The 25,457-nt window shown below is 41.8% G+C and carries 25 protein-coding genes; 1 reads left to right on the top strand and 24 read right to left on the bottom strand.

Annotation, left to right across the window (positions count from 1 at the left end; translation table 11 throughout):
* Window positions 1-125: 125 nt before the first annotated feature.
* The 22 genes from AB5Z12_RS12930 to AB5Z12_RS12825 form a co-directional block, all read right to left on the bottom strand.
* The gene (locus tag AB5Z12_RS12930) at window positions 126-2,951 is read right to left on the bottom strand and encodes a penicillin-binding transpeptidase domain-containing protein (protein ID WP_308768469.1); all 2,826 of its coding nucleotides are present in this window, start codon (window positions 2,949-2,951) and stop codon (window positions 126-128) included.
* A 56-nt stretch (window positions 2,952-3,007) separates the two neighbouring features.
* Complete coding sequence (mreD, locus tag AB5Z12_RS12925; RefSeq protein ID WP_313718431.1) at window positions 3,008-3,535, bottom strand: rod shape-determining protein MreD; 528 nt, start codon at window positions 3,533-3,535, stop codon at window positions 3,008-3,010.
* Window positions 3,525-4,523 (bottom strand): rod shape-determining protein MreC, encoded by a 999-nt coding sequence (mreC, locus tag AB5Z12_RS12920; protein ID WP_148463011.1) that lies wholly within the window; start codon window positions 4,521-4,523, stop codon window positions 3,525-3,527. Before mreC ends, mreD begins: the two co-directional genes overlap by 11 nt.
* A 55-nt stretch (window positions 4,524-4,578) precedes the next feature.
* Entirely contained in the window at window positions 4,579-5,592 is a 1,014-nt protein-coding gene (locus tag AB5Z12_RS12915) for a rod shape-determining protein (protein ID WP_148463010.1), read from the bottom strand.
* Window positions 5,593-5,676: 84 nt separating this feature from the next.
* A complete protein-coding gene (gene radC / locus AB5Z12_RS12910; RefSeq protein WP_330590270.1) occupies window positions 5,677-6,390 on the bottom strand; it encodes a DNA repair protein RadC in 714 nt (237 codons plus the stop codon).
* Between the two features lie 220 nt (window positions 6,391-6,610).
* Entirely contained in the window at window positions 6,611-8,209 is a 1,599-nt protein-coding gene (locus AB5Z12_RS12905; RefSeq protein WP_173735558.1) for an NAD(P)/FAD-dependent oxidoreductase, read from the bottom strand.
* A 14-nt stretch (window positions 8,210-8,223) separates the two neighbouring features.
* On the bottom strand, window positions 8,224-9,414 hold the full coding sequence (locus tag AB5Z12_RS12900) for an NAD(P)/FAD-dependent oxidoreductase (protein ID WP_368357283.1): 1,191 nt from the start codon (window positions 9,412-9,414) through the stop codon (window positions 8,224-8,226).
* A 105-nt stretch (window positions 9,415-9,519) separates the two neighbouring features.
* Complete coding sequence (locus tag AB5Z12_RS12895; RefSeq protein WP_204453112.1) at window positions 9,520-10,797, bottom strand: methionine gamma-lyase family protein; 1,278 nt, start codon at window positions 10,795-10,797, stop codon at window positions 9,520-9,522.
* A 93-nt stretch (window positions 10,798-10,890) separates the two neighbouring features.
* Complete coding sequence (gene miaA, locus AB5Z12_RS12890) at window positions 10,891-11,841, bottom strand: tRNA (adenosine(37)-N6)-dimethylallyltransferase MiaA (protein ID WP_173769981.1); 951 nt, start codon at window positions 11,839-11,841, stop codon at window positions 10,891-10,893.
* Between the two features lie 12 nt (window positions 11,842-11,853).
* Window positions 11,854-14,067: a DNA mismatch repair endonuclease MutL gene (gene mutL / locus AB5Z12_RS12885; protein ID WP_368357282.1), complete on the bottom strand. Its 2,214-nt coding sequence runs from the start codon at window positions 14,065-14,067 to the stop codon at window positions 11,854-11,856.
* Window positions 14,068-14,165: 98 nt separating this feature from the next.
* The gene (mutS, locus tag AB5Z12_RS12880) at window positions 14,166-16,790 is read right to left on the bottom strand and encodes a DNA mismatch repair protein MutS (protein ID WP_256143999.1); all 2,625 of its coding nucleotides are present in this window, start codon (window positions 16,788-16,790) and stop codon (window positions 14,166-14,168) included.
* A 101-nt stretch (window positions 16,791-16,891) separates the two neighbouring features.
* Entirely contained in the window at window positions 16,892-17,068 is a 177-nt protein-coding gene (locus AB5Z12_RS12875) for a tyrosine-type recombinase/integrase (protein WP_148462081.1), read from the bottom strand.
* A gap of 56 nt (window positions 17,069-17,124) precedes the next feature.
* Window positions 17,125-17,322 (bottom strand): helix-turn-helix domain-containing protein, encoded by a 198-nt coding sequence (locus tag AB5Z12_RS12870; protein WP_148462080.1) that lies wholly within the window; start codon window positions 17,320-17,322, stop codon window positions 17,125-17,127.
* Between the two features lie 30 nt (window positions 17,323-17,352).
* Window positions 17,353-17,565, bottom strand: coding sequence for a hypothetical protein (locus tag AB5Z12_RS12865; protein ID WP_173717337.1), 213 nt, complete (start codon window positions 17,563-17,565; stop codon window positions 17,353-17,355).
* Between the two features lie 527 nt (window positions 17,566-18,092).
* Window positions 18,093-18,689 (bottom strand): hypothetical protein, encoded by a 597-nt coding sequence (locus AB5Z12_RS12860; protein WP_195590834.1) that lies wholly within the window; start codon window positions 18,687-18,689, stop codon window positions 18,093-18,095.
* A gap of 9 nt (window positions 18,690-18,698) precedes the next feature.
* Window positions 18,699-19,760 (bottom strand): DUF4179 domain-containing protein, encoded by a 1,062-nt coding sequence (locus tag AB5Z12_RS12855; protein ID WP_148462077.1) that lies wholly within the window; start codon window positions 19,758-19,760, stop codon window positions 18,699-18,701.
* Window positions 19,750-20,313 (bottom strand): RNA polymerase sigma factor, encoded by a 564-nt coding sequence (locus tag AB5Z12_RS12850; RefSeq protein ID WP_148462076.1) that lies wholly within the window; start codon window positions 20,311-20,313, stop codon window positions 19,750-19,752. Before AB5Z12_RS12850 ends, AB5Z12_RS12855 begins: the two co-directional genes overlap by 11 nt.
* Before the next feature lie 134 nt (window positions 20,314-20,447).
* On the bottom strand, window positions 20,448-20,726 hold the full coding sequence (locus AB5Z12_RS12845) for a hypothetical protein (RefSeq protein WP_148462075.1): 279 nt from the start codon (window positions 20,724-20,726) through the stop codon (window positions 20,448-20,450).
* A 20-nt stretch (window positions 20,727-20,746) separates the two neighbouring features.
* Window positions 20,747-21,211, bottom strand: coding sequence for a hypothetical protein (locus AB5Z12_RS12840; RefSeq protein WP_148462074.1), 465 nt, complete (start codon window positions 21,209-21,211; stop codon window positions 20,747-20,749).
* A 165-nt stretch (window positions 21,212-21,376) separates the two neighbouring features.
* Window positions 21,377-22,108 carry a class B sortase gene (gene srtB, locus AB5Z12_RS12835; protein ID WP_148462073.1) on the bottom strand — a complete coding sequence of 244 codons (732 nt, stop codon included), beginning with the start codon at window positions 22,106-22,108 and terminating at the stop codon, window positions 21,377-21,379.
* 68 nt (window positions 22,109-22,176) lie between these two features.
* A complete protein-coding gene (locus tag AB5Z12_RS12830) occupies window positions 22,177-23,280 on the bottom strand; it encodes a cysteine peptidase family C39 domain-containing protein (RefSeq protein ID WP_226815538.1) in 1,104 nt (367 codons plus the stop codon).
* 9 nt (window positions 23,281-23,289) lie between these two features.
* On the bottom strand, window positions 23,290-23,799 hold the full coding sequence (locus AB5Z12_RS12825; protein WP_148462072.1) for a hypothetical protein: 510 nt from the start codon (window positions 23,797-23,799) through the stop codon (window positions 23,290-23,292).
* Window positions 23,800-24,009: 210 nt separating this feature from the next.
* Between AB5Z12_RS12825 and AB5Z12_RS12820 the strand changes: the two genes are divergently transcribed.
* Window positions 24,010-24,195: a hypothetical protein gene (locus AB5Z12_RS12820; RefSeq protein ID WP_148462071.1), complete on the top strand. Its 186-nt coding sequence runs from the start codon at window positions 24,010-24,012 to the stop codon at window positions 24,193-24,195.
* A 28-nt stretch (window positions 24,196-24,223) separates the two neighbouring features.
* On the opposite strand, the gene AB5Z12_RS12815 is transcribed toward AB5Z12_RS12820, so the two are convergent.
* Together AB5Z12_RS12815 and AB5Z12_RS12810 are read right to left on the bottom strand one after the other, a co-directional pair.
* Window positions 24,224-25,213 carry a phosphatase PAP2 family protein gene (locus AB5Z12_RS12815; protein ID WP_148462070.1) on the bottom strand — a complete coding sequence of 330 codons (990 nt, stop codon included), beginning with the start codon at window positions 25,211-25,213 and terminating at the stop codon, window positions 24,224-24,226.
* A complete protein-coding gene (locus AB5Z12_RS12810; protein WP_368357285.1) occupies window positions 25,203-25,442 on the bottom strand; it encodes a DUF975 family protein in 240 nt (79 codons plus the stop codon). The genes AB5Z12_RS12815 and AB5Z12_RS12810 overlap by 11 nt, the downstream gene beginning before the upstream one ends.
* Window positions 25,443-25,457 lie beyond the last annotated feature (15 nt).

The raw sequence follows: 25,457 nt of genomic DNA, 5'->3' as shown, positions 1-25,457 counted from the left end.
CTGATTCCTCCTAAACAAAATGTTCCAAAATCCTGGTATTTCTCTTATGGATATGCCTGCCGGAACACTCCCGGCAGGCATATCCAGTACTGCTGATCAGACTATGAACAGCAGCAAAATCGTTTTTAGTCATTCGATGTATCACTGGTATCTGTAGAAGCAATACCTGTGAGAATAGAATCTTTATCTGCAAGATTGTACATATATTTAAAAATATCATTAGCAATCAGACATGCATTACCGGAGCTGTAACCATTGGCAATACGGATTGCCACTGCATACTCCGGATCAGAGGCCGGCGCATAACCGATAAACAGACCATGGTTTGGATGACGAAGATCCAGCTCTGCTGTACCGGTTTTACCTGCCACTTCTACTCCAAGACCATCAAACTGGGAATGAGTCTGGATCACACGACGCATACCATCATGGATCACATCCCAGATATTTGAAGATATATTTACCACATCCTCAATTTCCGGCTCATACTCCTGGATCACTTCTCCCTTCGGGTTCATTACTTTGTCCAGAAGGGTCAGTTTAAATACATTTCCGGAAGTAGCCATAACAGTAGCATAACGAGCCAGTTCTGATGTGGTAAACAGGTTATTTCCCTGTCCCATATAAGATGGAACTGCTTTGGCATCGGAAACCTTCGGAGTTGCCTCTGAAAGCTCGATTCCAGTCTTCCGGTCCAGACCGATCAAAGAGGCATATTCCTGAAGCTTATTCAGACTCTGCACCTCGGAGAACTCATTATCCCCAACTTTTCCTAGCTGAAAACCGATCATGTTAAAGAAATAGTTACAGGACTGCTCGATTGCAGTACGGATATCCAGACTTCCATGACCATTCTTATACCAGCAATTAATAGGCGGATCTACATAGTCAAAAGTTCCGGTACATTCAATATATGTACCTTCGTCAATAATTCCTTCTTCCATTCCTGCAATTGTTGAAAGAAGCTTCAGTGTGGAACCTGGTGCAGTGGTTTGCTGGGTCGCTTTATTGAAGAACGGACTGGACTGGTCAAGTGCCAGCTTTGCGTAATAATCTGTATCCATATCATTGGTCAGACGATTATTGTCATATCCGGGATAGGAAACAAGTGCAACCACATCTCCAGTCTTTACATCTACAACTACAGCGGACGCTGAGCATGGCATTAATGCCAGCTGTGCAGGCTCTATCTCCAGAGTGTATATCTTATTGATCATAAAATCATAAGCTCCCATTGCTCCGGAAGCCAGATTCTCATAATCATCATCATTTTTGTCAAGGACTCCCTGCTCATAAAGCACCAGGCAGATTTCCTGTCCGGAAATTGTATCTTCCTGCAGCATATATTTGTAAAGGAGCTTGGAAAATCCAGTATCCGTACTGAGATAGTCAATAATATATTCTGTCAGTGCCTGATAAATTTCCTCAGAATCCAGATACTCTCCTTCCGGTGAAAAGCTGCTGATGTCGATCCAGCCCTGGCTTGTGGCATAAGTCAGGTAATCCTTCAGGCTGATGGTTTCATCTGTTGTCCATGCTTTGTAAGTAGCATCTGATGTATCGATGGCATCTTTGGAAATAATTCCAAGCGTGTCTCTAAGAAGGTCATTACAGATGTAAGACAAATATTCCTGTGTTTCTTCATCTTCATCCTTATAGGCTGGCGGGTTTGAGCCATTCAGCTTCGTGCTTATTGTATCAAAAACTCTCTGCTGCTTTTGTTGAAATTTGGCATATAAATTTTTTTCTATGTCAGAGGCATCCTCATTGCTGAATTTGGTGATATCAATCACACTGTTGGAAATCAGGGCATTGTATACATCATAAATAGGAATACGGATCTGACTGGCATCTGTGACATACGTGTAATCAAAAGTCTTTGCCGCATCAATTTTCGTCAGAAGAACACCAGCCACACGCTGTTTGAGGATCTGATAGATTGCCGATTGCCAGTCAGTTTCAATAGTAAGCTGCACATCATCTCCTGCAACCGGCTCTACTTTGGTGTCCTCGTCAATTTTTAGAACCTTTCCAAGGTTATCAACAGAAACCGTCTCCTTACCGTCTGTTCCCTGAAGGGTAAGTTCCATATACTGCTCAATTCCTGCTTTACCTACGATCGCATCATTGGAATAATCCGGATTCTGTTTCCGAAGCTCTGTCAGCTCCTCGGAGGAAGCCTTACCAGTATAGCCAAGGATTGGTGCCATGCTTTCATCATCAATATACTGGCGGATGGAATCCTCAACCACATCAATTCCCTGCAGTCCGGTCTTATTCTCCATGATCGCAGCTACCGACTTTTCACTGACATTGGTAGCAATGGTAACCTGCATGTATTTCTTAAAACTGTTGGTATTCAGTTCGTAGCGGATAGTTGCAATATCAAGCATTTCCTGCTTGGTCAAAGTAAGAGGCAGACCATGGGAGATCAGCTCGTCCTCTGTATAAGCACGATCACCGCTAAGAACAATAGAAAATTTCTCGGAACCAGTGAGAAACTCCATCATCTGATCCGCAGTCGCCGTCTTCTGTTCATCTTTCAGATCATCGATCAATGCCTGTCCATAAATATCGGCACGGAAGCGATTCAGGGTAAAGCCCTCAACAACATCAAAAGCATACTCTCCATTCTTATCTACCACAATATGGAAGGAATGGGTAATATCATCTCCGTTGCTGTGAAGGATCTGAAGTACCTGATAGGCTACACCATTTAATGTAAGATTCTTCTCCCTTGTAGAAGTGTAAGTTCCATTATCTTCCAGCGTCAGAGAATAGGATAGCACATTAGATGCAAGAATATCTCCGTTTCTGTCCAGAATATTTCCGCGGGTGCTCTTGAGCACACGCTCTTTGGTTGTCCTGGCCTGGAATTTGCTGATGTAATCCTCTCCCTGAATAATCTGCAGATCAAATAATCTACGCACCAGAACAACTGACATTATCACAAATACCAAGATCAGGACTGTTGTTCGTTTTAAACTGATTTTCTTGAAAATTCGTTTTATTTTAGTACCCAAATTGACTCACTTTCTTTCCTGGTTATGTTCATGTAGTGATAGTTTATGTAACGGAAAATCCGGTATACAATCAAGGTAATAAATACCGTGTAAAACATTTCCGGGATAATGATCCTGTACAGATAAGTCCCAAGTCCCAGTCTGCCTCTTAAAAGGAACTGCAGCCCATAAACAGACAGATTATATAAAAGATCTGCAACTGCAGTCAGAAATATAGGAACCTTCACATCATCATCGTAATAAATCCTGTGCGCATATCCACTTAAATAACCAATATACATATAGATCAAAGCATAAAATCCAAATACTGATCCAAAGAACAGATCCACAAAAAGCCCTGAAAAAAATCCTGCCCAAAGGCCGCTTTTGCGCCCGCGCATAAGCCCCATGGATACACAGAAAACCAGCATCAGATTAGGAGTTACAGAGCCAATAGAAATCAGATCCATAACCGTACACTGCAGAAGAAAACATATTACGATCGTAAGAAAATAGACAATCTTACCCTTCATCTGCGCCCTCCTGTCCGTCTGCCGCACTGCTGTCAGTACTGCCGCTACTCTCCTGACTGCTGTCGCCAGAAGTACTGTCAGAACTGCCGCTGTCAGAATTGCCTTCCACCTGCGCAGTTCCGTCTACCAGATCCTGCTTATTCACAGTAATAACAAATACATCTTTCAAATGAAGGAAATCCACAGGTGTTACAATGGTTCCTGTCTTAGTCAGATTATTGCTGTCTACCTGCACTTCGCTTACATATCCGATAAACAATCCTTCTACAAATTTCTCACTGATATTGGAAGTAACAATACGTTCCCCGACAGTCACCTTGTTCTCCTGATCATAAAGCTGCTCAAAGCGAAGCTTTCCTTCATCAATCAGTTCCAGGTCTCCGTTTACAATACAGTTATCAGAAGTGCTTACAGTCATTGCACTTACGCTGCTGCTGTCATCAATAATGGAGCGGACAGTAGCCCAGGAGGAACCAACTTCTGTGACAATTCCAACAAGCCCCTTGCCTGCGATCACATTATTATCGACCCTTATCCCATCATCAGAACCTTTGTTGATCATAAAGGTATCGTACCAGTTTCCAGGATCTTTGGAAATGATAGTCGCAGCCACCTTCGGATAGTCCTCATAGGTCTGATCCAGATTGTAAAGTTCTTTCAGTCTCTGATATTCCCCCTGATCCTGGATCAGTTTGTTATTCTGTGTAGTCAGACTGTCCAGTTCTGCCTTCAGCTCTTCATTTTCAAAAAGCAGATCCTGTTTGTCCTTGAAACTGTCCCTAATAGAACGGACCATACTGCCGATCTTTTCAATGCTTTTTTCAAAAGGGACTATGACAATTCCCGCTGTTTCCTGCAAAGGAGCTGTGGAAATACCTGAAGCAAATGTAGCCACAATACAGCTCAGACAGAAAAGTGTCATAATCGCCAGCAAATGTTTACTTTTCAGATTTATGCGAAATCGAAATTTTTTCTTAAGGTTTTTCATAAAATGGCACCCCTAAAAATTTATGATTTATAACTGTTCAGTACCTTCACAGTTACTATAATTTTCTTTGTGTGATGGGCTGAGCCCATTTACGAAGTTCTCTGTCGTGGATGATCTTCTCCAGACCTTTTACAGCTGAAGTTTCGTAAAGATCTGACAGGTTAAAAGAATAGCCTGTGTAACTTGCCAGATATGTATCTATATGAGGGATTCTGGTGCTCCCTCCGGTAAGGAAAATGCCTTCTTTCGCAATGTGGTAGGATATCTGCGGCGGGATACGTTCCAGAAAAACCTTCATCTGGGCACCGATCTCATTGACACAGTTCATGATTCCCGCATTGACTACATAGGCAGAAATAACCTCTTCCCTTGGAAGACCGGAAACACTGTCAATTCCTACAACCTTACGTGCCTGCTTATGCTGGTCTGCAAGCCGTCCCATTACCAGCTTCAGCCGCTTCCCGGTACGGGTACCGATCTGAAGATTATAACGCTTGCGTACTTCGCTGCACACGGCCTCATTCATCTGACGTCCGCCAATTGGAATCTTCTTGTTTATGATAATACGGCCTCCCGTAATAATGGAAAAATTCGTACTCTGGGCACCAATATTTACGATCATGCTTCCTGCATTGTTCTCCAGATCCACACCCATAGCTATGGCATCTGCAATAGGAGCCTCTACCATGTAAACCCTGTTCTTCCGCAGCCAATGTCCATTCGCCACCTGATAATAAGCTCTTTTTTCAATAGCAGTCATGTCCAGAGGAACTGCAAAGTACATGACAGAGCCTATTCCCAGAATTTTATCAATTTTTTTCATCATACTGTAAAGTACAATTTCCTGCAGTTCCAGATTGGCTATCATACCAAAAGCCATCGGCGAACTTACGGAAATATCAGAGGGTGCTTTCTCAAACATTTCATACGCTTCGTTGCCCACGGCTATGATTTTGCGGCCCTTGGCCGCAATCATGTTCTTCTCAATGTAGCTTTTATTTCGAATCATGGAATAGACCTTGACGGAACTGCTTCCAAGGTCTATTCCATATGTTTTTTCAAACAGCATATATCTGTCCCTTCATCCTTACTATGCCCTGCAAAAACAAATACCCGCCACTGGTTTACAGACGGCGTCAGCACTTCCGGCGGATCATTCCTCCGGCATCATTCCCTGTTCTTTAAAGCTAATGTATCTCTGGTCACCGATCACAACGTGATCCAGAAGCTTCACCCCAAGAATCTCCCCAGACCGGTAAATACGCTCTGTAATTTTCTTATCACATTCACTGGGCGTAGGATCTCCGCTTGGATGGTTATGAACCAGGATCACACTTACAGCGTGAAACTTCAATGCTTCCATAAAAACCTCCCTTGGAGTGATCAGAGTTGAATTCACGGTTCCCCGGGAAAGCATCTGCTCACCAAGAAAATGGTTTTTTCCATCCAGCAGCATAACGATCAATACTTCCTGCTCTTCGTGCCGGAGACGTTCCATATAGTATTTTGCTATCGTGATGGGTTCGTTAAAAGAAAGTCTTGGTCTGGCAACAGCAGACGCCATCCGCTTGGAAAGCTCCCCGATACATTTCAGCTGGACGGCCTTGACTTTCCCGATTCCGTTCACCTTCATCAGATCCGGAATGGACATATGTAAAAGTCCCAGAAGTCCCGGATAGGAGGTATCTTTCGTAAGACTTAAGATTTGATTGGCGAGTACAAGAGAATTGCAGCCTTGTACACCGCTTCTCAGGATCACTGCCAGAAGCTCGCTGTCGCTGAGCACGGATGGTCCCCACTGCAGACATTTCTCATAAGGACGTGACGACTCCGGCAGTTCTCTGATGGTCTGTTTCATTTCATTCATATCTTTCACCTGCAGTTCTCCAGGACTGACAGGATACTGCTCACACCATACCCAAAGCATACTTCGCGCAGCTTTGCCAATGAACAGTAATGGGACTGTTCTTCATGCCATAATAAGCAGATTCTTCTTATTCCCCGAGACACAAAGACAGTTTTCCCCGCATTGTGTTTCACAATGCAGACTCATTTTAGCATAAAAAAGGAGAGATGTACACTCTCTCCTAAAAATTTCTAAACTTTTTAGAAACAGCTTCCGCTACTTTTATGCCATCCATAGCAGCAGAAGTAATCCCGCCTGCATATCCAGCGCCTTCCCCACATGGGTAAATCCCCTCATAGTTTGCTTCCAGGGAATCCTTATCACGGACAATACGCACCGGAGATGATGTTCTGCTTTCCACGCCGGACAACACTGCATCAGGACGGTCAAAGCCTTTGATTTTTTTTCCAAAGGCAAGAACACCCTCTTCTATGGAATCACCGATCTCTTTTGGAAAAATACTGCGCACATCACCTGGAACACAGTCACCCTTAATACAAGGTTCTACATCTTTAAGTCTTGTACTTGGCTTATGATTCTGATAATCTTCAAACAACTGTACCGGAACCTTACCATTTCCAGCTTTCCACGCTGCGCGTTCCAGACTGCGCTGGAATGCTACACCGCCCAGTGGACCCTCTTCTGGAAAATCAGCCGGAGTCACCGATACGATCAGCGCACTGTTTGCATTGCGGCTGTCCCTGGCCTGATAGCTCATACCATTTACAGCAAGCATCTCCGGTTCCGAAGAAGCGTTCACCACATAACCTCCCGGACACATGCAAAAGGAATAAACACCACGGCCATTTTCACATGTGTGAGTGACTTTATAAGCAGCTGCTCCAAGTTTCTCGTTTTCCTCTTCCCCATAAAGAGCCAGATTGATCATGGACTGTGGATGTTCCATACGTACACCTACTGCAAAAGATTTTGGTTCCATATAGATTCCTTTTTTCTCAAACATGGAAAAAGAATCTCTTGCGCTGTGTCCAACTGCCAGCACACATACCTGGGCAGGAATCCTTTTTTCCCCATTTATCTCAATTTCTTTTAACTGACTGTTTTCAAAAAAAAGATCTGTCACTTTGGAACGGAACTGGAATTCCCCGCCCATTTCCTCAATTTCATGGCGAAGAGTCTCCACCACACCAACCAGCACGTCTGTACCAAGATGTGGTTTCTGCTGATAGATAATTTCTGACGGTGCACCCGCCTGCACGAAACGCTTCAGTACTTCATGATTTCTTCCTGAAGGGTCCTTTACCAGAGTATTTAGTTTTCCGTCGGAAAAAGTACCAGCCCCACCTTCACCAAACTGCACATTGGAATCCGGATCCAGTATGCCATTTTTCCAGAAATTCTCGACAGTCTTCTGACGGATATGCGCTTCCTCTCCCCGTTCCAGAACCAGAGGCCGATAACCTGCCCTTGCCAGATACCAGGCACAAAAAATTCCGGCAGGTCCGCTTCCTACAATGACTGGCGGATATTTCAGTTCCTCTTCACCAGGAGATGGAAATATGTATTCCTTTTTCTTGGTTGACATAATGTTATTATCATGAACCTTTCGTAAGATCTTGTTTTCCTGATTTATATCCTGCAAAGACACGTCTACTGTATAAACAAATTTCTTATCCTCTTTATGCCGGCAATCCAGTGACTGCTTCACTATTTCGTAAGTGAAGCCTTCATTTTTCAGACGAAGCTCCTTACGGATCTTTTGGCTTAACTCTTCCGGGGTATGATTGATTGAAAGTTTCAGCTGGGTAATTCGAATCATGTTATTCTCCTTTTTCAAACACGCTCTGACATTTTGCTGGCATTCACTCCTGCAACATAACCGCTGGACCAGGCCCACTGCAGATTGTAACCGCCACATTTCCCATCAATGTCCAATAGTTCTCCTGCGAAATATAGGCCTGAATTTCGTGTGGATTCCAAGGTCCGGGCGTTAACCTGCGTAGTATCAACGCCGCCTGAGCACACCTGTGCCTGTTCAAAAGACTGATAACCAGTCACTTTAAGCGGATAGCTGCTGATTGCTTCTTCCAGATCATTTGCTGACAAAAGCACTTTTGCAAGCTTATCCGGGAAAAGTCCGGTCAAAAAGTCTTTTTTTCCTTTATAGGGGCAGTTTTCCTTTCGTATTTTCAGAAAAGCTTTTAACTGTTCCCGGGAAAATTCTGGCAGAAAATTTAAAATCAGAGTCACATTTTTTCCCTGTTTCAGTGCACGGATTCCGTATCGGCTGACCTGAAACACCGGAATTCCGGATACGCCATAATCAGTAAGCTGTAGTTCTCCTGTTTCCTCTGTGACTTTTTCCCCATCCACAAGCAGCGTAATTCTGCCTTCTGTTCGAACACCTGCCCAGCCGGAAAAGCCTGTATTCCTGCATTTCAGGGCAGTTAAAGCTGGGAGAGGCTCTATAAGCCTGTGCCCCAGTGCTGCGGCAAGCTCATAACCGCTGCCATCTGAACCGGAAATTGCAGAAGCTTTGGAACCATTGGCAAGAATAACAGCCTCACCCTCGTATATCCAGCCTTCTACCTGAACCTTCCAGATATCCTGTTCCTTAAAAACACGTTGTACTTTTTGGTTGGTCTTGATCTTTACCCCAAGATTCCGTGCTTCCATACACAATACCTCGGCAACGCTTGCTGCCTGTCCGCTGTGAGGATAGAGATAGCCGCCGTTTTTATTTACAGGATAAATTCCAAGCCGGGTAAAAAATTTCACCGTGTCTTCTACCGGAAACTGGTTCAGAACTGCCTGTTCAAAGCCTGGATTTTTGCTTCGATATGCATCAGACGGCACCTGGATATTGGTAAAATTACATTTGCCGTTTCCTGTAGCGCAGATCTTTTTGCCTGGTTTTTCATTTTGTTCCAATATGGTTACAGCGGCCCCGTTTTCTGCAGCTGCAATGGCCGCCATCAGCCCGGACGCCCCGCCGCCTGTAACGATAACACGTTTTTTCTCCATATAAACTCCCGTTTTTTACATCTGTTTTAAAGAACTTATGGTAACGGTTCAGCGCCTCCCTGTTACACGCCTGGCGTTGCACGAAAATTCATGTTTTTCATGATTTCACTGTAATTTTACCAAATCCTGCTCCACAAGTTTCTGCAAGGACATCATAACACCTAGTTTTGCATGCTCCCAGGTAAGTCCTCCCTGGAAATATACGGCATATGGCTCTTTCACAGGTCCATCTGCGGAAAGCTCAATAGAAGAGCCCTGTACAAATGCGCCAGCTGCCATAATGACCTGACTGTCATAACCTGGCATATCCCATGGCTCCGGATCAACATAACTGTCAACCGGGGCAGCAGCCTGAATCCCCTTACAGAATGCGATCAGACGCTCCGGACTTTTTAAAGTCACTGCCTGAATAATATCCTGCCTTGGCTCTGTGGAATTTGGAACCACGTCAAATCCAAGCTTTTCATAAATATTGGCTGCAAAAACAGCGCCCTTTAACGCACCCTTTGTCACCATCGGTGCAAGGAAAAATCCCTGATAGAAGGAACGGTTTACGCCAAGTGAAGCTCCCACCTCAGCACCAAGCCCCGGACAGGTCATACGGTAAGAAGCATTTTCCACGCACTCTTTGGTTCCCGCAATGTAACCGCCAATTGGAGCAAGTCCGCCGCCCGGGTTTTTGATCAAAGAACCAACCACCATATCTGCACCAACATCACTGGGCTCAATAGTGTCAACAAATTCGCCGTAGCAATTGTCTACCATACAGATCACATCAGGCTTAATGCTCTTTACAAATGCAATCAGCTCACCAATCTGCTTTACTGAAAAAGAGGGGCGTGTCATATAGCCTTTGGAGCGCTGAATCTCAACCAGTTTTGTCTTCTCATTGATTGCTTTGCGGATATTTTCATAATCGAAAGTTCCATCCTCAAGAAGATCCACCTGACGATAAGTTACTCCGTATTCTGCCAGGGAGCCCTTGGATGGACGGATACCGATCACCTCTTCAAGAGTATCATATGGCTTTCCGGCTGGTGCCAGCATTTCATCGCCTGGACGCAGGTTTCCAAAAAGAGCAATGGCCAGGGCATGTGTTCCACACGCAATCTGCGGACGCACCAGACATGCTTCTGTGTGGAATGTATCCGCATAAACCTTTTCCAGAGTATCACGACCGTAATCGTTGTAGCCGTAACCGGAAGAAGAGCCGAAGCACTCCTCGCTGACGCGGTTTTTCTGCATAGCCAGAAGAACTTTCATCTGGTTATATTCTGCAGTTTTGTCAAACTGTTCAAAACGCTCCTTTAAGGATTCTTCTATTTCATGGCAAAAATCGTAAACCTGGGAAGAAATTCCCAGCTGCTCGTATAATTCTTTCATAATAAATTTTCCGTCTGTCTGACGGTATTCCTCCATTTTTTTGTTTTCAAAGCGGGCGATTACCCCCTGTGGAAAATCTGATTATCGAAATAACTACTCTCCAGTTATTCCTTTTTCATGGCAAACGCTCAGCATATATTCCAGCATTTTATTCTCGTCATACCCGAACTCATCTTTATTCACCCACACTGTTTCCGGTTCTCTGTGGAACCAGGTGAGCTGGCGTTTGGCAAAGTGCCGGGTGTCGCGCTTCAAGATCCGCACAGCCTCTTCCAGCGGCATTTCTCCATCCAGATAGGCCAGGATTTCTTTATATCCAAGACCCTGCATGGAAACCATACCTCTGTGATAGCCCATGTCCTTCAGCTTCTGGACTTCTGCCACAAGACCGCTGGTCATCATTTCATCCACCCGCTTATCAATGCGTTTATATAAAAGCTCCCGTGGTGCATTCAGCACAAAGTATGCCAGATTATAGGGGCTGGTTCGTTCCTGCTGCTCCTCATTGTGTGCGGAAATAGGGCTATGGTTCTGATGATAAAATTCCAGTGCGCGGATTACACGCTTCGTGTTGTTTTCGTGGATCACTTCGGCGCTTTTGGGATCCACCTCTGCCAGCATCTGATGAAGATATGCAGGACCTTTTTCCTGGACAATCGCCTCCAGATCGGCCCGGTATCCATCGTCCTGCTCAGCCTGGGTAAAATCAATATCTCTGGTCACCGCCTGAATATAAAAGCCGGTTCCCCCCACCAGAATGGGAATATGTCCCCTGGTGTAAATCTTTTCCATGGCATCCTTTGCCATCTGTTGAAAACGCACAATGTGAAATTCATCCTCTGGCGTCAGCTCATCCACCAGGTAATGGGGAACTCCCTGCATTTCTTCTGGCATGATCTTCGCAGAGCCAATATCCATATATTTATAAACCTGCATGGAATCTGCAGATATGATCTCGCCGCCAATGGCTTTTGCCAGAGAAATAGACAGCCTGGTTTTTCCAACTGCAGTAGGACCGGTAAGGACAATAAGAGGTTTTTTCATAATCTCTCCTGTTTATACAATTCGCTTAAATTTCTTTTCAATTTCTGTCTTTGTCATCGCAATGATAGTGGGACGGCCATGAGGACAATTATATGGATTGTCCAGAGTAAGAAGCTCGTCGATCAGCTTATCTGCCTCCAGAGCAGACATCTGATGATTTCCTTTGACAGCAGATTTGCATGCCATTGTGGCAAGTCTTGCTGTGAAAAGGTCAAAAGCATCCTTTGCACCTTCTCCTCCCAGATTGTCAAGCATTTCCAGAAAGAGTTCTTCTTCATGGAATCCGTACAAATTTGTCGGAACTGCACTGATACAGTATTCCCTTCCACCAAAGGGTTCAATCTCAAAACCGTATTTCCTGAAATATTCTTCGTTGGCTTTTAATTTCGCCTGTTCATCCATGTTCAAGGTCACCACAAGCGGAGGATTCAGATATTGCGATTCAATGGACTGTTCTTTAAAACGTTTTACAAAGCGCTCATAATTTACCTTTTCGTGAGCTGCATGCTGGTCGATAATGTAAAACTGGTTTTCAAATTCCACCAGCCAGTAGGTGTCAAACAACTGGCCAATCAGCTTATGGCGGTTTCGGGATTCTGGTGCCAGAAGTTTCTCCTGAAAAAGCTCAAGCTGCTTTCCCCCAACGGATGGATATTCTGTACCTGGATCACTCTGTCCAGGCTCAGATTTATCTGGTATCTCATAGTTTACGGATACAGCAGTCTCTGCCTGATTATCGGCTTCATTCATTCTCTCAACCGATATGTTATCTTCTGCCGCTTTTTCATCTGCACTTTTATCCGCTTTTTCTTCTGCTTTTTCTTCTGCTTTTTCATCCGCTCTTTTATCTGCCTCCGCAGCCTCTTTTAAAGTTCCTGCAAAAAGAGCTTCCTCTTCCTTGCTAAATGGCTTCGCCTGATAAATTGCCTGCTCACGAAGCACACTGCTGGCCTGACAGCCAGAGCTGTTTACAAGGCTTCCAGATGAATTTATTTTTCCAGTTGGAGCTGTTTTTTCAGTTAGAGCTGTTTTTCCAGTTAGAACTGTTTTTTCAGCAGCCTGTAAATAGCAGCTTTCATTATTCCCTGCGCTGCTTCGACCAGCTTTTTCAGCAGCACCTTCACAATGAAGTTCCGTCCTGCGACTTTTCTCAAATGGCTCCGGAACTGCTCCGCGGCTTACTGCTGCCACCTTTGATTCCCGCTCCTCTTTTCCCACTGGAACAACCGGTATCAGTTCTCTGTGAAGAAGCGCATTGTGAACAGCCTCGTAAATGGCATCATACACCTCCGCCCCTCTTGCAAAACGAACCTCCAGTTTCCGGGGATGAACATTTACATCCAGATCATTTCCTGTCATCTGGATCTGCAATGACACAAAAGGAAATTTATGCTGCATGACAAAGCCCTTATATGCATCCTCAATGGCCTTCGTAATAATATTGTTTTTCACAAATCTGCCATTTACATAGTAGTTCTCAAAGCTTCGGTTTCCTCTGGAAACCTCCGGTTTGCCGGCGTATCCCTCAATTTTCATAAAATCATTTTCGTAGAAGACTTCCAGAAGTGCTTTCGCCATATCCCGGCCATATACATTATAAATAACATCCTTCACATTATAATTGCCGGAAGTATGCAGTTTCACCTGTTTGTTCTGAATATATTTAAAAGAAATCTCCGGATGGGAAAGAGCAAGCTGTTCCATCATAGTTCCAATATAATTTGCTTCTGAAGAATCAGATTTCAGGAACTTGCTCCGGGCCGGTGTGTTGTAAAAAAGATTCCGAACCAGGAAAGTAGTTCCATCTGGAGCTCCCATTTCCTCAAGGCTTTGTTCTACGCCGCCTTCGATCACATAACGCACGCCGCTGATAGCAGAAGGAGTTTTTGTGATCAGCTCCACCTGGGAAACTGCGGCAATACTGGATAAAGCCTCACCACGGAATCCCAGTGAGGCTATGTTTTCCAGATCTTCTACTTTTTCAATTTTGCTGGTAGCATGACTTAAGAATGCCGTAGGTACCTGAGCAGCCTCAATTCCCCCTCCGTTGTCTGTAATACGGATCAGCTTCTTTCCTCCATCTGTAATCTCTACTGTTACAGCAGTAGCACCAGCATCAATGGAATTTTCTACAAGCTCCTTTACAACAGAAGAAGGGCGCTCTACCACCTCACCTGCTGCAATTTTATCAATGGTATGTTTATCTAAAACTGCTATTTTTCTCAAGTTTTTCTCTCCATATAAAAGCAGGTTGACCGCTTCGGTTCACAATACGGACATGTCGCCTGCCGGTGACAGCACCATATATGAAAGTCAGCTGTCAGTTACCATCTGTTCTTTATCTTATTCTGAAGATTGTATAACGTATTTAAGGCTTCCATGGGAGTCAGATTTCCAATGTCAATGCCTTTTAATTCTTCAATAATGTCATTGTCCTGTACAGTGTCAAATAATGACATCTGCGCCATATCCATTTCTACCTTCGGCTTCTTCTTCGGTGAAGCCAGATCTTTTACAGCAGCAGTAATGTCTGCATCGCTTAATTCCTCAACCAGCTCTTTTGCACGGTTAATAACAGAATCCGGAACACCTGCCAGCTTGGCGACCTGAATTCCATAGCTCTTATCTGCGCCGCCTTTTACAATCTTGCGGAGAAAAACAATATCGTCACCTTTTTCCTTAACTGCAATGCAGTAGTTGGTAACGCCAGATAGTTTTCCTTCCAGTTCAGTCAGTTCATGATAATGTGTGGCAAATAATGTCTTGGCTCCACAAAGCTTTGTATTACTGATATGTTCAATCACTGCCCAGGCAATGGCAAGACCATCAAAGGTACTGGTTCCACGGCCGATCTCATCCAGGATCAGAAGGCTCTTGGCAGTGGCATTTCTAAGGATATTGGCAACCTCAGTCATTTCTACCATGAAAGTACTCTGTCCGCTGGCAAGGTCATCTGATGCACCTACACGAGTAAAGATTCTGTCTACAATTCCAACCACAGCCTTATCTGCCGGAACAAAGCTTCCAATCTGCGCCATAAGTACGATCAACGCAGTCTGACGCATGTATGTAGATTTACCTGCCATATTGGGGCCTGTAATAATGGAAATTCTTTTTTTAGTATTGTCAAGGTATGTATCGTTGGCAATGAACATATCATTATCGATCATCTGCTCTACAACCGGATGACGGCCACCTTTGATATCTATAATTCCGCCTTCATTTACCTTCGGGCGTACATAATGATTGCGCTCAGCAACAAGCGCCAGGGATGCAAACACATCCAGACCTGCAATTGCCTTGGCTGTACGCTGGATTCTTATCACTTCCTGGCCAACTTTATCACGGACATTGGAAAACAGCTCGTATTCCAGGGCATAAAGTTTATCTTCAGCGCCAAGGATCATATTTTCAAGGTTTTTCAACTCCTCGGTAATATAACGTTCTGCATTTGCAAGAGTCTGTTTACGGATGTAGTTCTCCGGCACCAGTTCTTTAAACGTATTGGTTACCTCAAGGGCATAGCCGAATACACGGTTATATTTGATCTTCAGGGATTTGATTCCGGTACGCTCACGTTCCTTTGTTTCCAGCTCTGTAAGCCATTTTTTTCCATCTGTGCGGGCACTGCGGAATTTATCCACATCTTCGTTAAAGCCTTCACGAATAATGCCTCCATCCTTCTGGGCAAGGGGCGGTTCATCTACAATGGCGTGCTTGATCAGATCTGTAATATCTTCAAGACTGTCCATGTCCTCGTAGATTTCTTTCAGAATCGGTGCCTGAAAGTCCTTGAGAACCTGTTTAATATAAGGAATCATTTCCAGAGAGGACGCAAATGCTACCATATCTCTTGGATTTGCAGACTTAAAGCTGATGCGGCTGACCAGACGCTCCAGGTCATACACTGGATTGAGATATTCCCGGATCTCATCGCGGAGCATCGGTTTCTCATTCAGCTCTTCAAGAGCTTCCAGTCTGCGATTGATCTCTTCTGCATCGATCAGTGGCTGTTCCACAAAGGAGCGAAGAGTACGGGCACCCATGGCTGTTTTAGTCTTATCCAGTACCCAGAGAAGAGAACCTCTTTTCTGCTTTTCACGGAGGGTCTCCACCAACTCCAGATTTCGTCGGCTGGAGCTGTCAATCAGCATATAACGCTCTGCCGTATAAGGACGGATGGTAGTCATCTGAGAAAGTGCAGTCTTCTGCGTTTCCTTAAGATACAAAAACAGCGCTCCGGCAGCTATGATTCCACTGTCATAATCGCTGATTCCAAGGCCTTCCAGATTGGTTACGTGAAAATGTTCCCTTAATTCTTTTCTGCAGGTATCATCATCGAAATACCAGGCATCCAGGGAAAAAATACAAATTCCAAGACGTTCTTTCAAATCGTCTGTGTCAACCCCACTCATAAAAAAGGAATCATTACATATGATTTCAGCCGGACTGAATTTGTTGATCTCATCAACCAGTTTCTGGCTATTTGGTACTTCTGTAAGGAAACAGTCACCTGTGGTAATATCCGCTATTGCACAACCAAAGCGGTCTGCTATGGAGACAATTGACATCAGATAATTGTTCTTTGACTCATCCAAAGAAGTTGCATCTAAAGTAGTTCCGGGAGTAACCACACGGATAACAGCACGCTTTACAAGTCCTTTTGCTTTTTTCGGATCCTCTACCTGTTCGCAGATTGCAACTTTATGTCCCCGTTCAATAAGACGGTTAATATAGGTATCAGCTGCATGAAAGGGAATTCCACACATAGGAGCACGTTCTTCCAGACCGCAGTCTTTACCGGTGAGCGTCAGTTCCAGCTCCTTGGATACCAGAAGTGCATCATCAAAAAACATCTCGTAGAAATCCCCGAGACGATAAAATAAGATGCAGTCTTTGTATTCTTCTTTTGTTTTGCAGTATTCCTGCATCATGGGCGACATGTTCATTCTTTTGCCAGAACCCCTTGATTTATCTACATTTGCGCCGCTTTTGGAAGTGTTACTGCACGGTTTCTGCACGGTATTTTCATTTTTTGTTTCATTTGTATTCATCTTATTCTTCTCTTACTATCATCATAAAATATCGTAGTTTTATTAAGTGTTTTGTAAATGCGGATTCGGTGTGCATGAAAATCAATGTCTTCCCACATAAGAGCTGCCAGTTCTCCAATACGCATCCCAGTGTTTAAAATAATATAAAACACCTCATAATATCTGGTTTTCATCCTTTCCCGACCAGATCACAAGTACATCAGAATATTAACACGTTCCAGAAAAATATTCAAGTCTCCTGTTTTTCCAACCATTTCTCAAATTTTTTCTTATGAACAAGGGTTCTTCGCCCAATCCGAACGGTAAAATCATTTTCTGCCATTAAAGTTCGCACTATCCTTTCAGACAATCCGGTAAGTCCGCAAGTTTCTTTTACTGAAAGAAGAAGTTTCTCATTTTCTTCTCGTCCGCCTCTACTTTTCAACATAACTGTTCTCCTTTCGAAATTGTGTTCTGTTTATATGGTTTTTTCAGACTCTCGTTGTGCTAATAGTTTTTCCATAGCTTCCTGTCTTGTGATTTTTTCCCGCTTTGCTTTTATCGCAACATATTCCTGTGCAAGATTATACGCAGTGCAGCAGGCATTGTAGCTTTTATAGATTTCTCTGCGAAATTCAAATTGTTTTTCCAGCTTTTTCTCATAGCAATATACGACAGCTTCTTCAAACATACAGGATGTTTTCTTCATATGATTTTGAACCGACTTTTTGGTTATTCCCAAACCTTTATAACAGCGTTCTTTTGATTCATATTTCTTTCCCAGAACATTAACAGGCTGTGGTTCAAGCATTTTGCCTTTGACAGGAACTTGCTTTTGAGCCTTTTGCAGCTTCTTTTCTTGTTTTCTTTTATAATATCTGACAGCGTCTTGGACAGAAACGCCTTCCTGCAGCATCTTATTGCATACCCAGCGATATGAAACTTTCTGGTCCTCGCAGCACTCACGGAAATCTGTATAGATTCGATCTCCTATTTGAGGAACTTCTTTTACAGACACCACTTGTCTGTCTGCGTAGTAGGTTGCCGCTTCCGTTGTTTCTCTCTCAGTTCACAATATACCGAAAGCTATGATTTTCCATATATCTGTAGATATTATTTATTGAAAAATGCCGTAATTCTGCAACAGCGCAATAATAGAAAAAAACTCCACTCGGTATATGAGTAGAGCTTTTTTATATATTCATTCATACTTAAAAGTCAGTTAATTGTTAATGTTCCATTAGCGGCACATTTTATTGAAAAAGTGCCACCCATTCCTTTTCCTGTTTTCACATGCGTACAATAAAAATATCCCAGTACAGTATTACCTGCTTTTTCAGCTCTATTTGTAATTACATTGTATACATTTGGAACAAATACTTTGCATTCGGTAGTTGCATCTGTGCACTGTGCACTTTTTCCATTGTATTTAAACGTACCCTTTAAAATATAACGTACAAATACAGTATTAGATTTTTTATTTATAATTCTATATGTTCTTGTTCCAGTTTTAGTTTTCCATGAAGATCTTGCAAATGAAGGAATACTTTTTTCATAAGTTGTAATTTCAATCATTGTGTCTTCATCCAGATCATAACATTCTTTTTGAAGCAATGTTGCATTTTCCATATCCTCATATGGAGCAACTTCTCCATCTGCTTTAACAGTTGTCATACTAACCAAAGATATAATTGTTGCAAGCAATACACACAATACATTCTTAATTCTTTTTACTTTTCTCATCGTAAATATCTCCTTTTCTTTTTTTATGTAAATTAGGTAATTACTTATTTCCTCCCTTCTTGTTGCTCTCATTTTTCTAATTCAATTTTGTAAATCTACTGTAAATTCATTTCCTACAGGAACAGCTAATTCTTCTGGTGACTGATTTTCATTGTATTCTTTTCCTATTTCCTCTGCATAAAAATCGCCATAATCTTCTTTTTTATATAAAATATTACTTTCTTCATTCTCTGTGTACTGATATAACTGTAGTGTCAATTTTTTTGCATTCCTCGCACTTCCAGGCTCTGCTAATTCAAATATCAGTTCTGGATTTCGGTAAGAAATGAGATTAAATGAAATTTCATTTCCCACATCATCTTTTCCACGAATCCATAGTTCAGTATTTTCATTCATATCTGGAAGTGTTCCATAAAGAGTACAGCTGAAGAGATTGTATTTTGCTTTTGAAATAGTTACAGTTTGCTTTTCGTCCAATTGTATAAATTGGTCAATGAATACTTCTTTTGTATCTCTTTCAAGTATTTTTGGATCAGCAGTAAAAGAAAAATTATATTTATCTTTTATGTAAAGCTGGTCCCCTTTTGTATTAAAATTACCGATTGTAATTTCAAAATTTTGTTTAGCTGAAGATGCCTTTAGAGAAAATCTTGCTACATAATCTTTTGATTTGGAGTCGGTATTATTATAATTAGAATATTGTCTTTCCAATTCTAATTTGACTCCATCAACACTGGCTTCAATGCTGCTCATAGATACGTCATTATTTCCATTTTCATCTGTCATGGAATATGCTATCCATAAATTCTCATCATCCACTGCTACTTCTTCTAAAGAAACCTTAACTCCATTCTTTGTGATTTTATTTTGAATCTGTTTTATATATTCTCCAGTATCTTCAGAGATTCCCAGAATCTGTCCAATTAGAGAAGTCATTTTCTCCCAGGCTGCTTTTACTTCATTCTGATGTGTCAGTCCCAATCCGACAATCATTACGATTACTGCACATGCAATTACTTTTTTTAATGGCATCTTAAATGTTTTTATTTTATTTTCTTTCCATGGTTTTGAAGCCTGGTATATATAATTATCATTAATGTCTGCAAATGTTGTTAAAAAATCCCAGCCTTTATTATTCTGCATACCCAGCCTCCGTCAATAAATAATAAAGTTTCTTTCTACTACGGGCTAAAATTGACTTAATCCTGCTTTCCCCACAGTTGTGTCTATCCGCTATCCTTTTGATAGAATCCATGTACCAGTATCGCCTTACAAAAATATCCCGGTCACGTTCTGAAAGTGTACCTAAAAAAGCATCAAAAATATCTATGATTTCTTTTTTTCTTAAATACGTTTCAATATCCGAGGCAATTATGTTCCCTATTTTTTCAACTTCACCAGCTATGTCCTCCATATGAGAATCCGTCCGCTTCTGCGCATTCTTCTTACGGTATCGATCAATTGCGGTATTCCTTGTTATTTTAGATACAAAAGAAGCTAAAATGGATGGTCTTTTGGGTGGGATGCTGTTCCAAGTAAAAAACCAGGTATCATTTACGCATTCTTCAGAATCTTCCCGGTTATATAAAATATTATGGGCAACGGAATAACACATGTTTTCATACTTATTTTTTGTTTCAGCAATGGCATTTTCATCTCTTGCAAAATATAAATTTATGATCTGTACATCATCCATTTTTTTAATTTTCTCCTTCTACTTTATATGACGTATTTTATTATAATTGGTCGCATAAAAAATAGAAATAATTTATTATTTTTTTGTCAGCAGAAAAAGAAAACATATCATGCTTTCTTTTCCTGCCCGTTTTTTTATTGCTCCAGTACTTCTGTTACATAACTTCCCTGTTCATCAACAGCAATTACTTTTTCCGGTCCATCTTCCGTCTGAATAATCTGTCCAACATACACTTGATCCTGAGGACCGTCATAATTCAGATCTGGATTTTCTATTGATTCCCATGGATAAATTACTTTTTCACCTTTTTCATTGAAAAATTCATGTAACTCAATACCAGAACTGGCAGCTACGGAAACAGTTCCAATCAGCATACTGGCAATTACACTTATCCATATTTTTTTTCGTTTCATTTTGATATTCCCCCAAATTACTATTTTTTCGTGTATCCACATATTTTACAGGTCTTTTTTAATGCAGGATAAGAATGCTTGCTACAATAAGACCATGGGCTGTACGTTTTTATTCCTATACGATTACATTTTTTACATTTGTTTGATATGATCAATCGTTCTTTATAACATATTCCCGCTGTTCCCACAGTCTGAAAATCTGTTTTTTTACCGCGTGCTTCCAAATATCTCGCTGGATGTTCACAAGGAGTATTCGTTGCGTACGTTCTGATATCATTAATTGGCTCTGTTACAAAAGAACCATCTTCATAAACTCTAATTACTCTTTCCAAAGAACCATTTTCTGGCATATAAACATCCACACCGGATAAAGATTCCTGCGTTTCATTTTTAGAAGCTATAACTGTCGTACCCATTCCAATTACATTTCCCATAAGTGTAACACCTGTCATTAATACTACCATCCATTTTTTTAATCCATTCATAACCTTCCAACTCCTTTTCTTTTTGGCATTTTAAATACTCAGTGTTGCTATCCCCCTTCCTGCATTATTTCATTTTTGTTTCTTACTATATATCACGCAAAAATTTGTTTTCCGTCGCATAAAGGAATTAATATTATTCATCTATTACATCTGATTCATTTCGCACTAATCAAAATCCAATATTTCAATATCTTTTATGTTTTCTTCCGTCATTTCTTCTTCCTCCTGCGGCAGTTCACACCATACCACCAGCCTTTTGGACGAATCAGCACCACAGGTAGACAATAGAAGCTGTGACGTTTCCACTGGCTCTCCCAGCCAGAAAGTATCACTATCCGCTTTTACATATCCACATTTCGTTACCGTATATACCAGTTCTCTATTATCTGGAAGATATAAATATACCTGATTATGTTCTTTTAAATATGATTCCTCTTGAAAGCGGTGCAGTCCTTGGAACATACTGCCATCTTTCATATTGTGTCCGTACAGGATGCTCTTCCGGTTGGAAAAATCAGCTTCATTATCCATATCCAGAAAAATGCTTCCTGCTGCATGCTCCGTCTTTTGAAACGTGTGCTTTAAATAGTAGGCATTGTCTTTTCCTTGTACCACCGGATAATCGATTTTTGTATCCGGAATCCGAATCCAGGCAATGATGTCCGAATTAATTTTCTTTAAGGCTTGAAAATCAACGGTCGTCTTATTTGCCGGTGTCGGAGCTTGCACCTCACTTTCATTCTCTTTTCTTTCTTCCTCTTTTACATATTCCCGTAGGGTCTCGTATTCTTGTTCGCCCTCCCGGTACATAAAAAAGGTACTGACTGCCATGCAGATTCCAAATCCTAACAAAAAAAGACTGACCGATGCAATCAGAATCTCTTTAATCTGCTTCATAACATCCTCCGTTTCTTATTTTTCTGCAAGAAAAAAGGACCGCCACCGAAGTGACAGCCCAGTTTTTCTCAATCGTGATTTTTCCGTTTGGTATACCAGATGATTCCAGCAATTCCTCCTACTGACAGGAGCAGTAAGAAGAACGGCAGCCAGATATTGGTATCATCCTCAGTCTTTGGACTGTTGGAATAGCCGCCTGTTGGAATCCGTTCATTGGTAAGCTCTTTGGTAATCTCAATCTCCTTGGTGTTTCCATCCTCATACGCAAAGATTACGGATTCCTCTTTTTCGCTTCTTACATAGCCTTCCGGTGCCTTGGTCTCTACCAAAACATACTTTGCGATCAAAGTCTCTGCAATCTGATCATTCAGTTTTTGTCTGCCAGCAAGGTCTCCCACCATTCGTTGTGCATAAAAATCCATGGGCAGATGAAGCATATGCCACATAAATGAGGCATTTGATACAATAGCAAGCTTTCCTTTAATTCTGTAAAGATATATCTCATTAAGAAAACCAACAATCATTCGGAATATAGCAGTGAAAAGCATTGCCACCAGAAGCATTTCAAGCCAATGCATATTATGTCCGGGCAAAATCTGATCCGTAAATATTCTGGCAAACACGGGAGTAACCAAGCCTACAAAAGCAACAAGGGCTGCCGTAATCATTACAAAAATCACAGAAGCCGTTGTATTGGCCAGTCTATCCTTCAAAAACTTAAATACACTTTCCGGCTTTCCACCCTTCTCAAAGTTTTCTCCTGGTGTGAACTCAATACATACTCCTGTAAAAGAATGATCAAATTCTTCCATTGTTACCTTGATTGTTCCACGTGCAGGATCATTAATTACAGCTGCATTTTTGGTAAAACCGCATAACACAACAAAATGATTAAAGTTCCAATGAATAATTGCAGGATAAGTAACATTCTCTTTTACTTCGTCTACCCCATATCGATGCGCTTTTACCTCCAGCCCATAACTTCTTCCAGCTTTTGCAATACTGGAAGCTTTGCTTCCATCTCTTGATACTCCACAATCACTACGAACTTGTTCAAGCGGTAACCACTTGCCATGATACGCAAGAATCATAGCAAGACTTGCTGCACCACATTCCAGGGCTTCCATCTGCATAATAACCGGAACTGTAATTCTTTTTTTTCTCTTTTTCATAGCACGCTCCTAATCCAAAATAAATTGAATTGGTTTCATTTCGGCTGTTGTAATGATAACTGTTGCCAGCATATTTGGGGTAATGTCTTCTTCAGCTATAACCCGAACTTCATAAGAATAGTTTCCATCAAGCACATTATCCGCAAACCAGTCTTCTGATATTTCAGCACGAATTTCTTCCTGTGAATAAGGATTCTGACTCACTGCTTCCACTTTGCCACTGATGTTTCTTCCATCAGGCAGTGTAATATTTGCCTTACATCCTATCAGGTTTGTGTTGGCATTTTCTACACATTCATAGCAGTTAATCACATTACCTCCAACAGTAACTCCTTTCACTGTCATCGTCTGTGGAAGACTTCCTACAACGCTCCATACAATCACAGATATTACTGCCACCAGAAGTGCCGCCATAATTAACCAAACCTTCGGATGAGACACCTTAATATATGCATCTAATTGTTCCGGAGATTCAACACGATCAAGACTTTCCCTTCTAAATATATTCTGTTTATCCACTTTTCCATCCTCCAGTATGCAATTTGTTTATCATATCATCTGACTGATGCTGTATTTTTATCATTTGTTTATTGTATCTGGTCTCTGACGCTTTGCATCAAAGATCTCTAGATAAAAATAATTTTTTCTTCATATAATGTGACAAATTCTCTTCTGATGTTTATAAACAGATAGGAAGCATTCGAATTCTTACAGGAAAGGAGAACTATTATGAGCGAAATCAAACAGAACATTACAAACGAATTATCTGAAGAAGAATTAGAAAATGTTGCCGGTGGTTTTGGCCGTCCTACTATGGATGATCCCAGATATAGGGAGCAGATGAGGATAAACAATATGTTAAAACGAGGCATGAATATGGAGGAAATTCAAAAAGCGTTGAAGTCCTATTCGTAAATAACTATATCAATCCTTCCGGGCAGCCTTAGGGCTGCCCCTGTTTTTCTCTGGTCACCTTATCACTTCCACGATTAGTCAGAGTTCCTGCCAGTACCACCGTTCCTGGCACCAGCACCATGATATATATGATTCCAAGCCCAAATCTGAGGAACTTGCCAAGGCTTCGGCTTATTTCTTCTATTATATATGGGCACCCTGTATTTATCCACCAGTACAAAGGAATTAATGCAAAAATACCGATAAACAACCTTAGCTTTTGCGAAATTCTGTCAAAATCTAATTGTCTTTTTTCCAGTATCCTGCAGATGACAAAGGATGCAATAAATCCGACTCCTTCATATGCATCTCCCCGCATTTTAGCAGGATCAACCAGAAGTGATCCATCCGGCAGATAATCAAGTGGATATGGTTTGTATTCATAGTACAGCACAGCAGCAATACAGATCAAAAGCCCTGCCACAAGAATCATGAGGTCTCTTTTTTTGTCTTTTTCACTCCACAATTCCAACCACCCGGTCAGATACATCATAACTGCTGTTGATATAAATCCCACCAGAACATCCTGCGGAGTATGCACTCCCAGATAATTTCGTGAAAACATAGTCAGAAATACCAGCACAAACAACAGACCTGCAACGACACTGTGCTTTTTTTCCATGAACCAAAGTCCACTTCCACCGAACATAGCCGTTGCCCGCGTTGTATGCCCACTTGGAAATGAATATCCGGTAGCTGCTGTTTTAGAATCACCATAGGGTAAAATCCGTGTATCCCGTATCCATGGGCGATAGACACAGAAAGTAAGCTTTAAAAATCCGTTGATAAACAGACCGCCCCCAAGTCCTGCCAGGATTTTTCGTCCCGCCTTCCGGTCAAATGCCCAGTAAATCATACACATCATTGCAATAGGTAAAAATCCTGCGGACAGCTTTGTTACTGCATTCATAAGCGGTGTCAGAATACTGCCAACCGTCTCGCGAAATTGTTGCAGGTACAATAAATACTCAATATCCATAGCTTTCCTCTTTCTGCTGTTCTTTCAGGCGAAAATAAAGCTGTGACTGTGTTAAATACTGATATGGTCCGGCAAAGAATATATTAACCAACCCGAATGTTATAATCCCCAGAAGGCTCCATCCTATAAAAGACAGATCTAATACAAATGCAGCCCACTTATTTCCCTTGAACCGCTCCCCGTCAAGTAGACAATTGAAAAAATATAAATTTTTCCTGCCAGCAGAAATTTATCTGCTGGCAGT

Source organism: Ruminococcus sp. RTP21358st1_G6_RTP21358_211008, assembly GCF_040908885.1.
Taxonomy (GTDB): Bacteria; Bacillota; Clostridia; order Lachnospirales; family Lachnospiraceae; genus Blautia_A; species Blautia_A faecis.
This window is presented reverse-complemented; position numbering and strand designations above follow the sequence as displayed.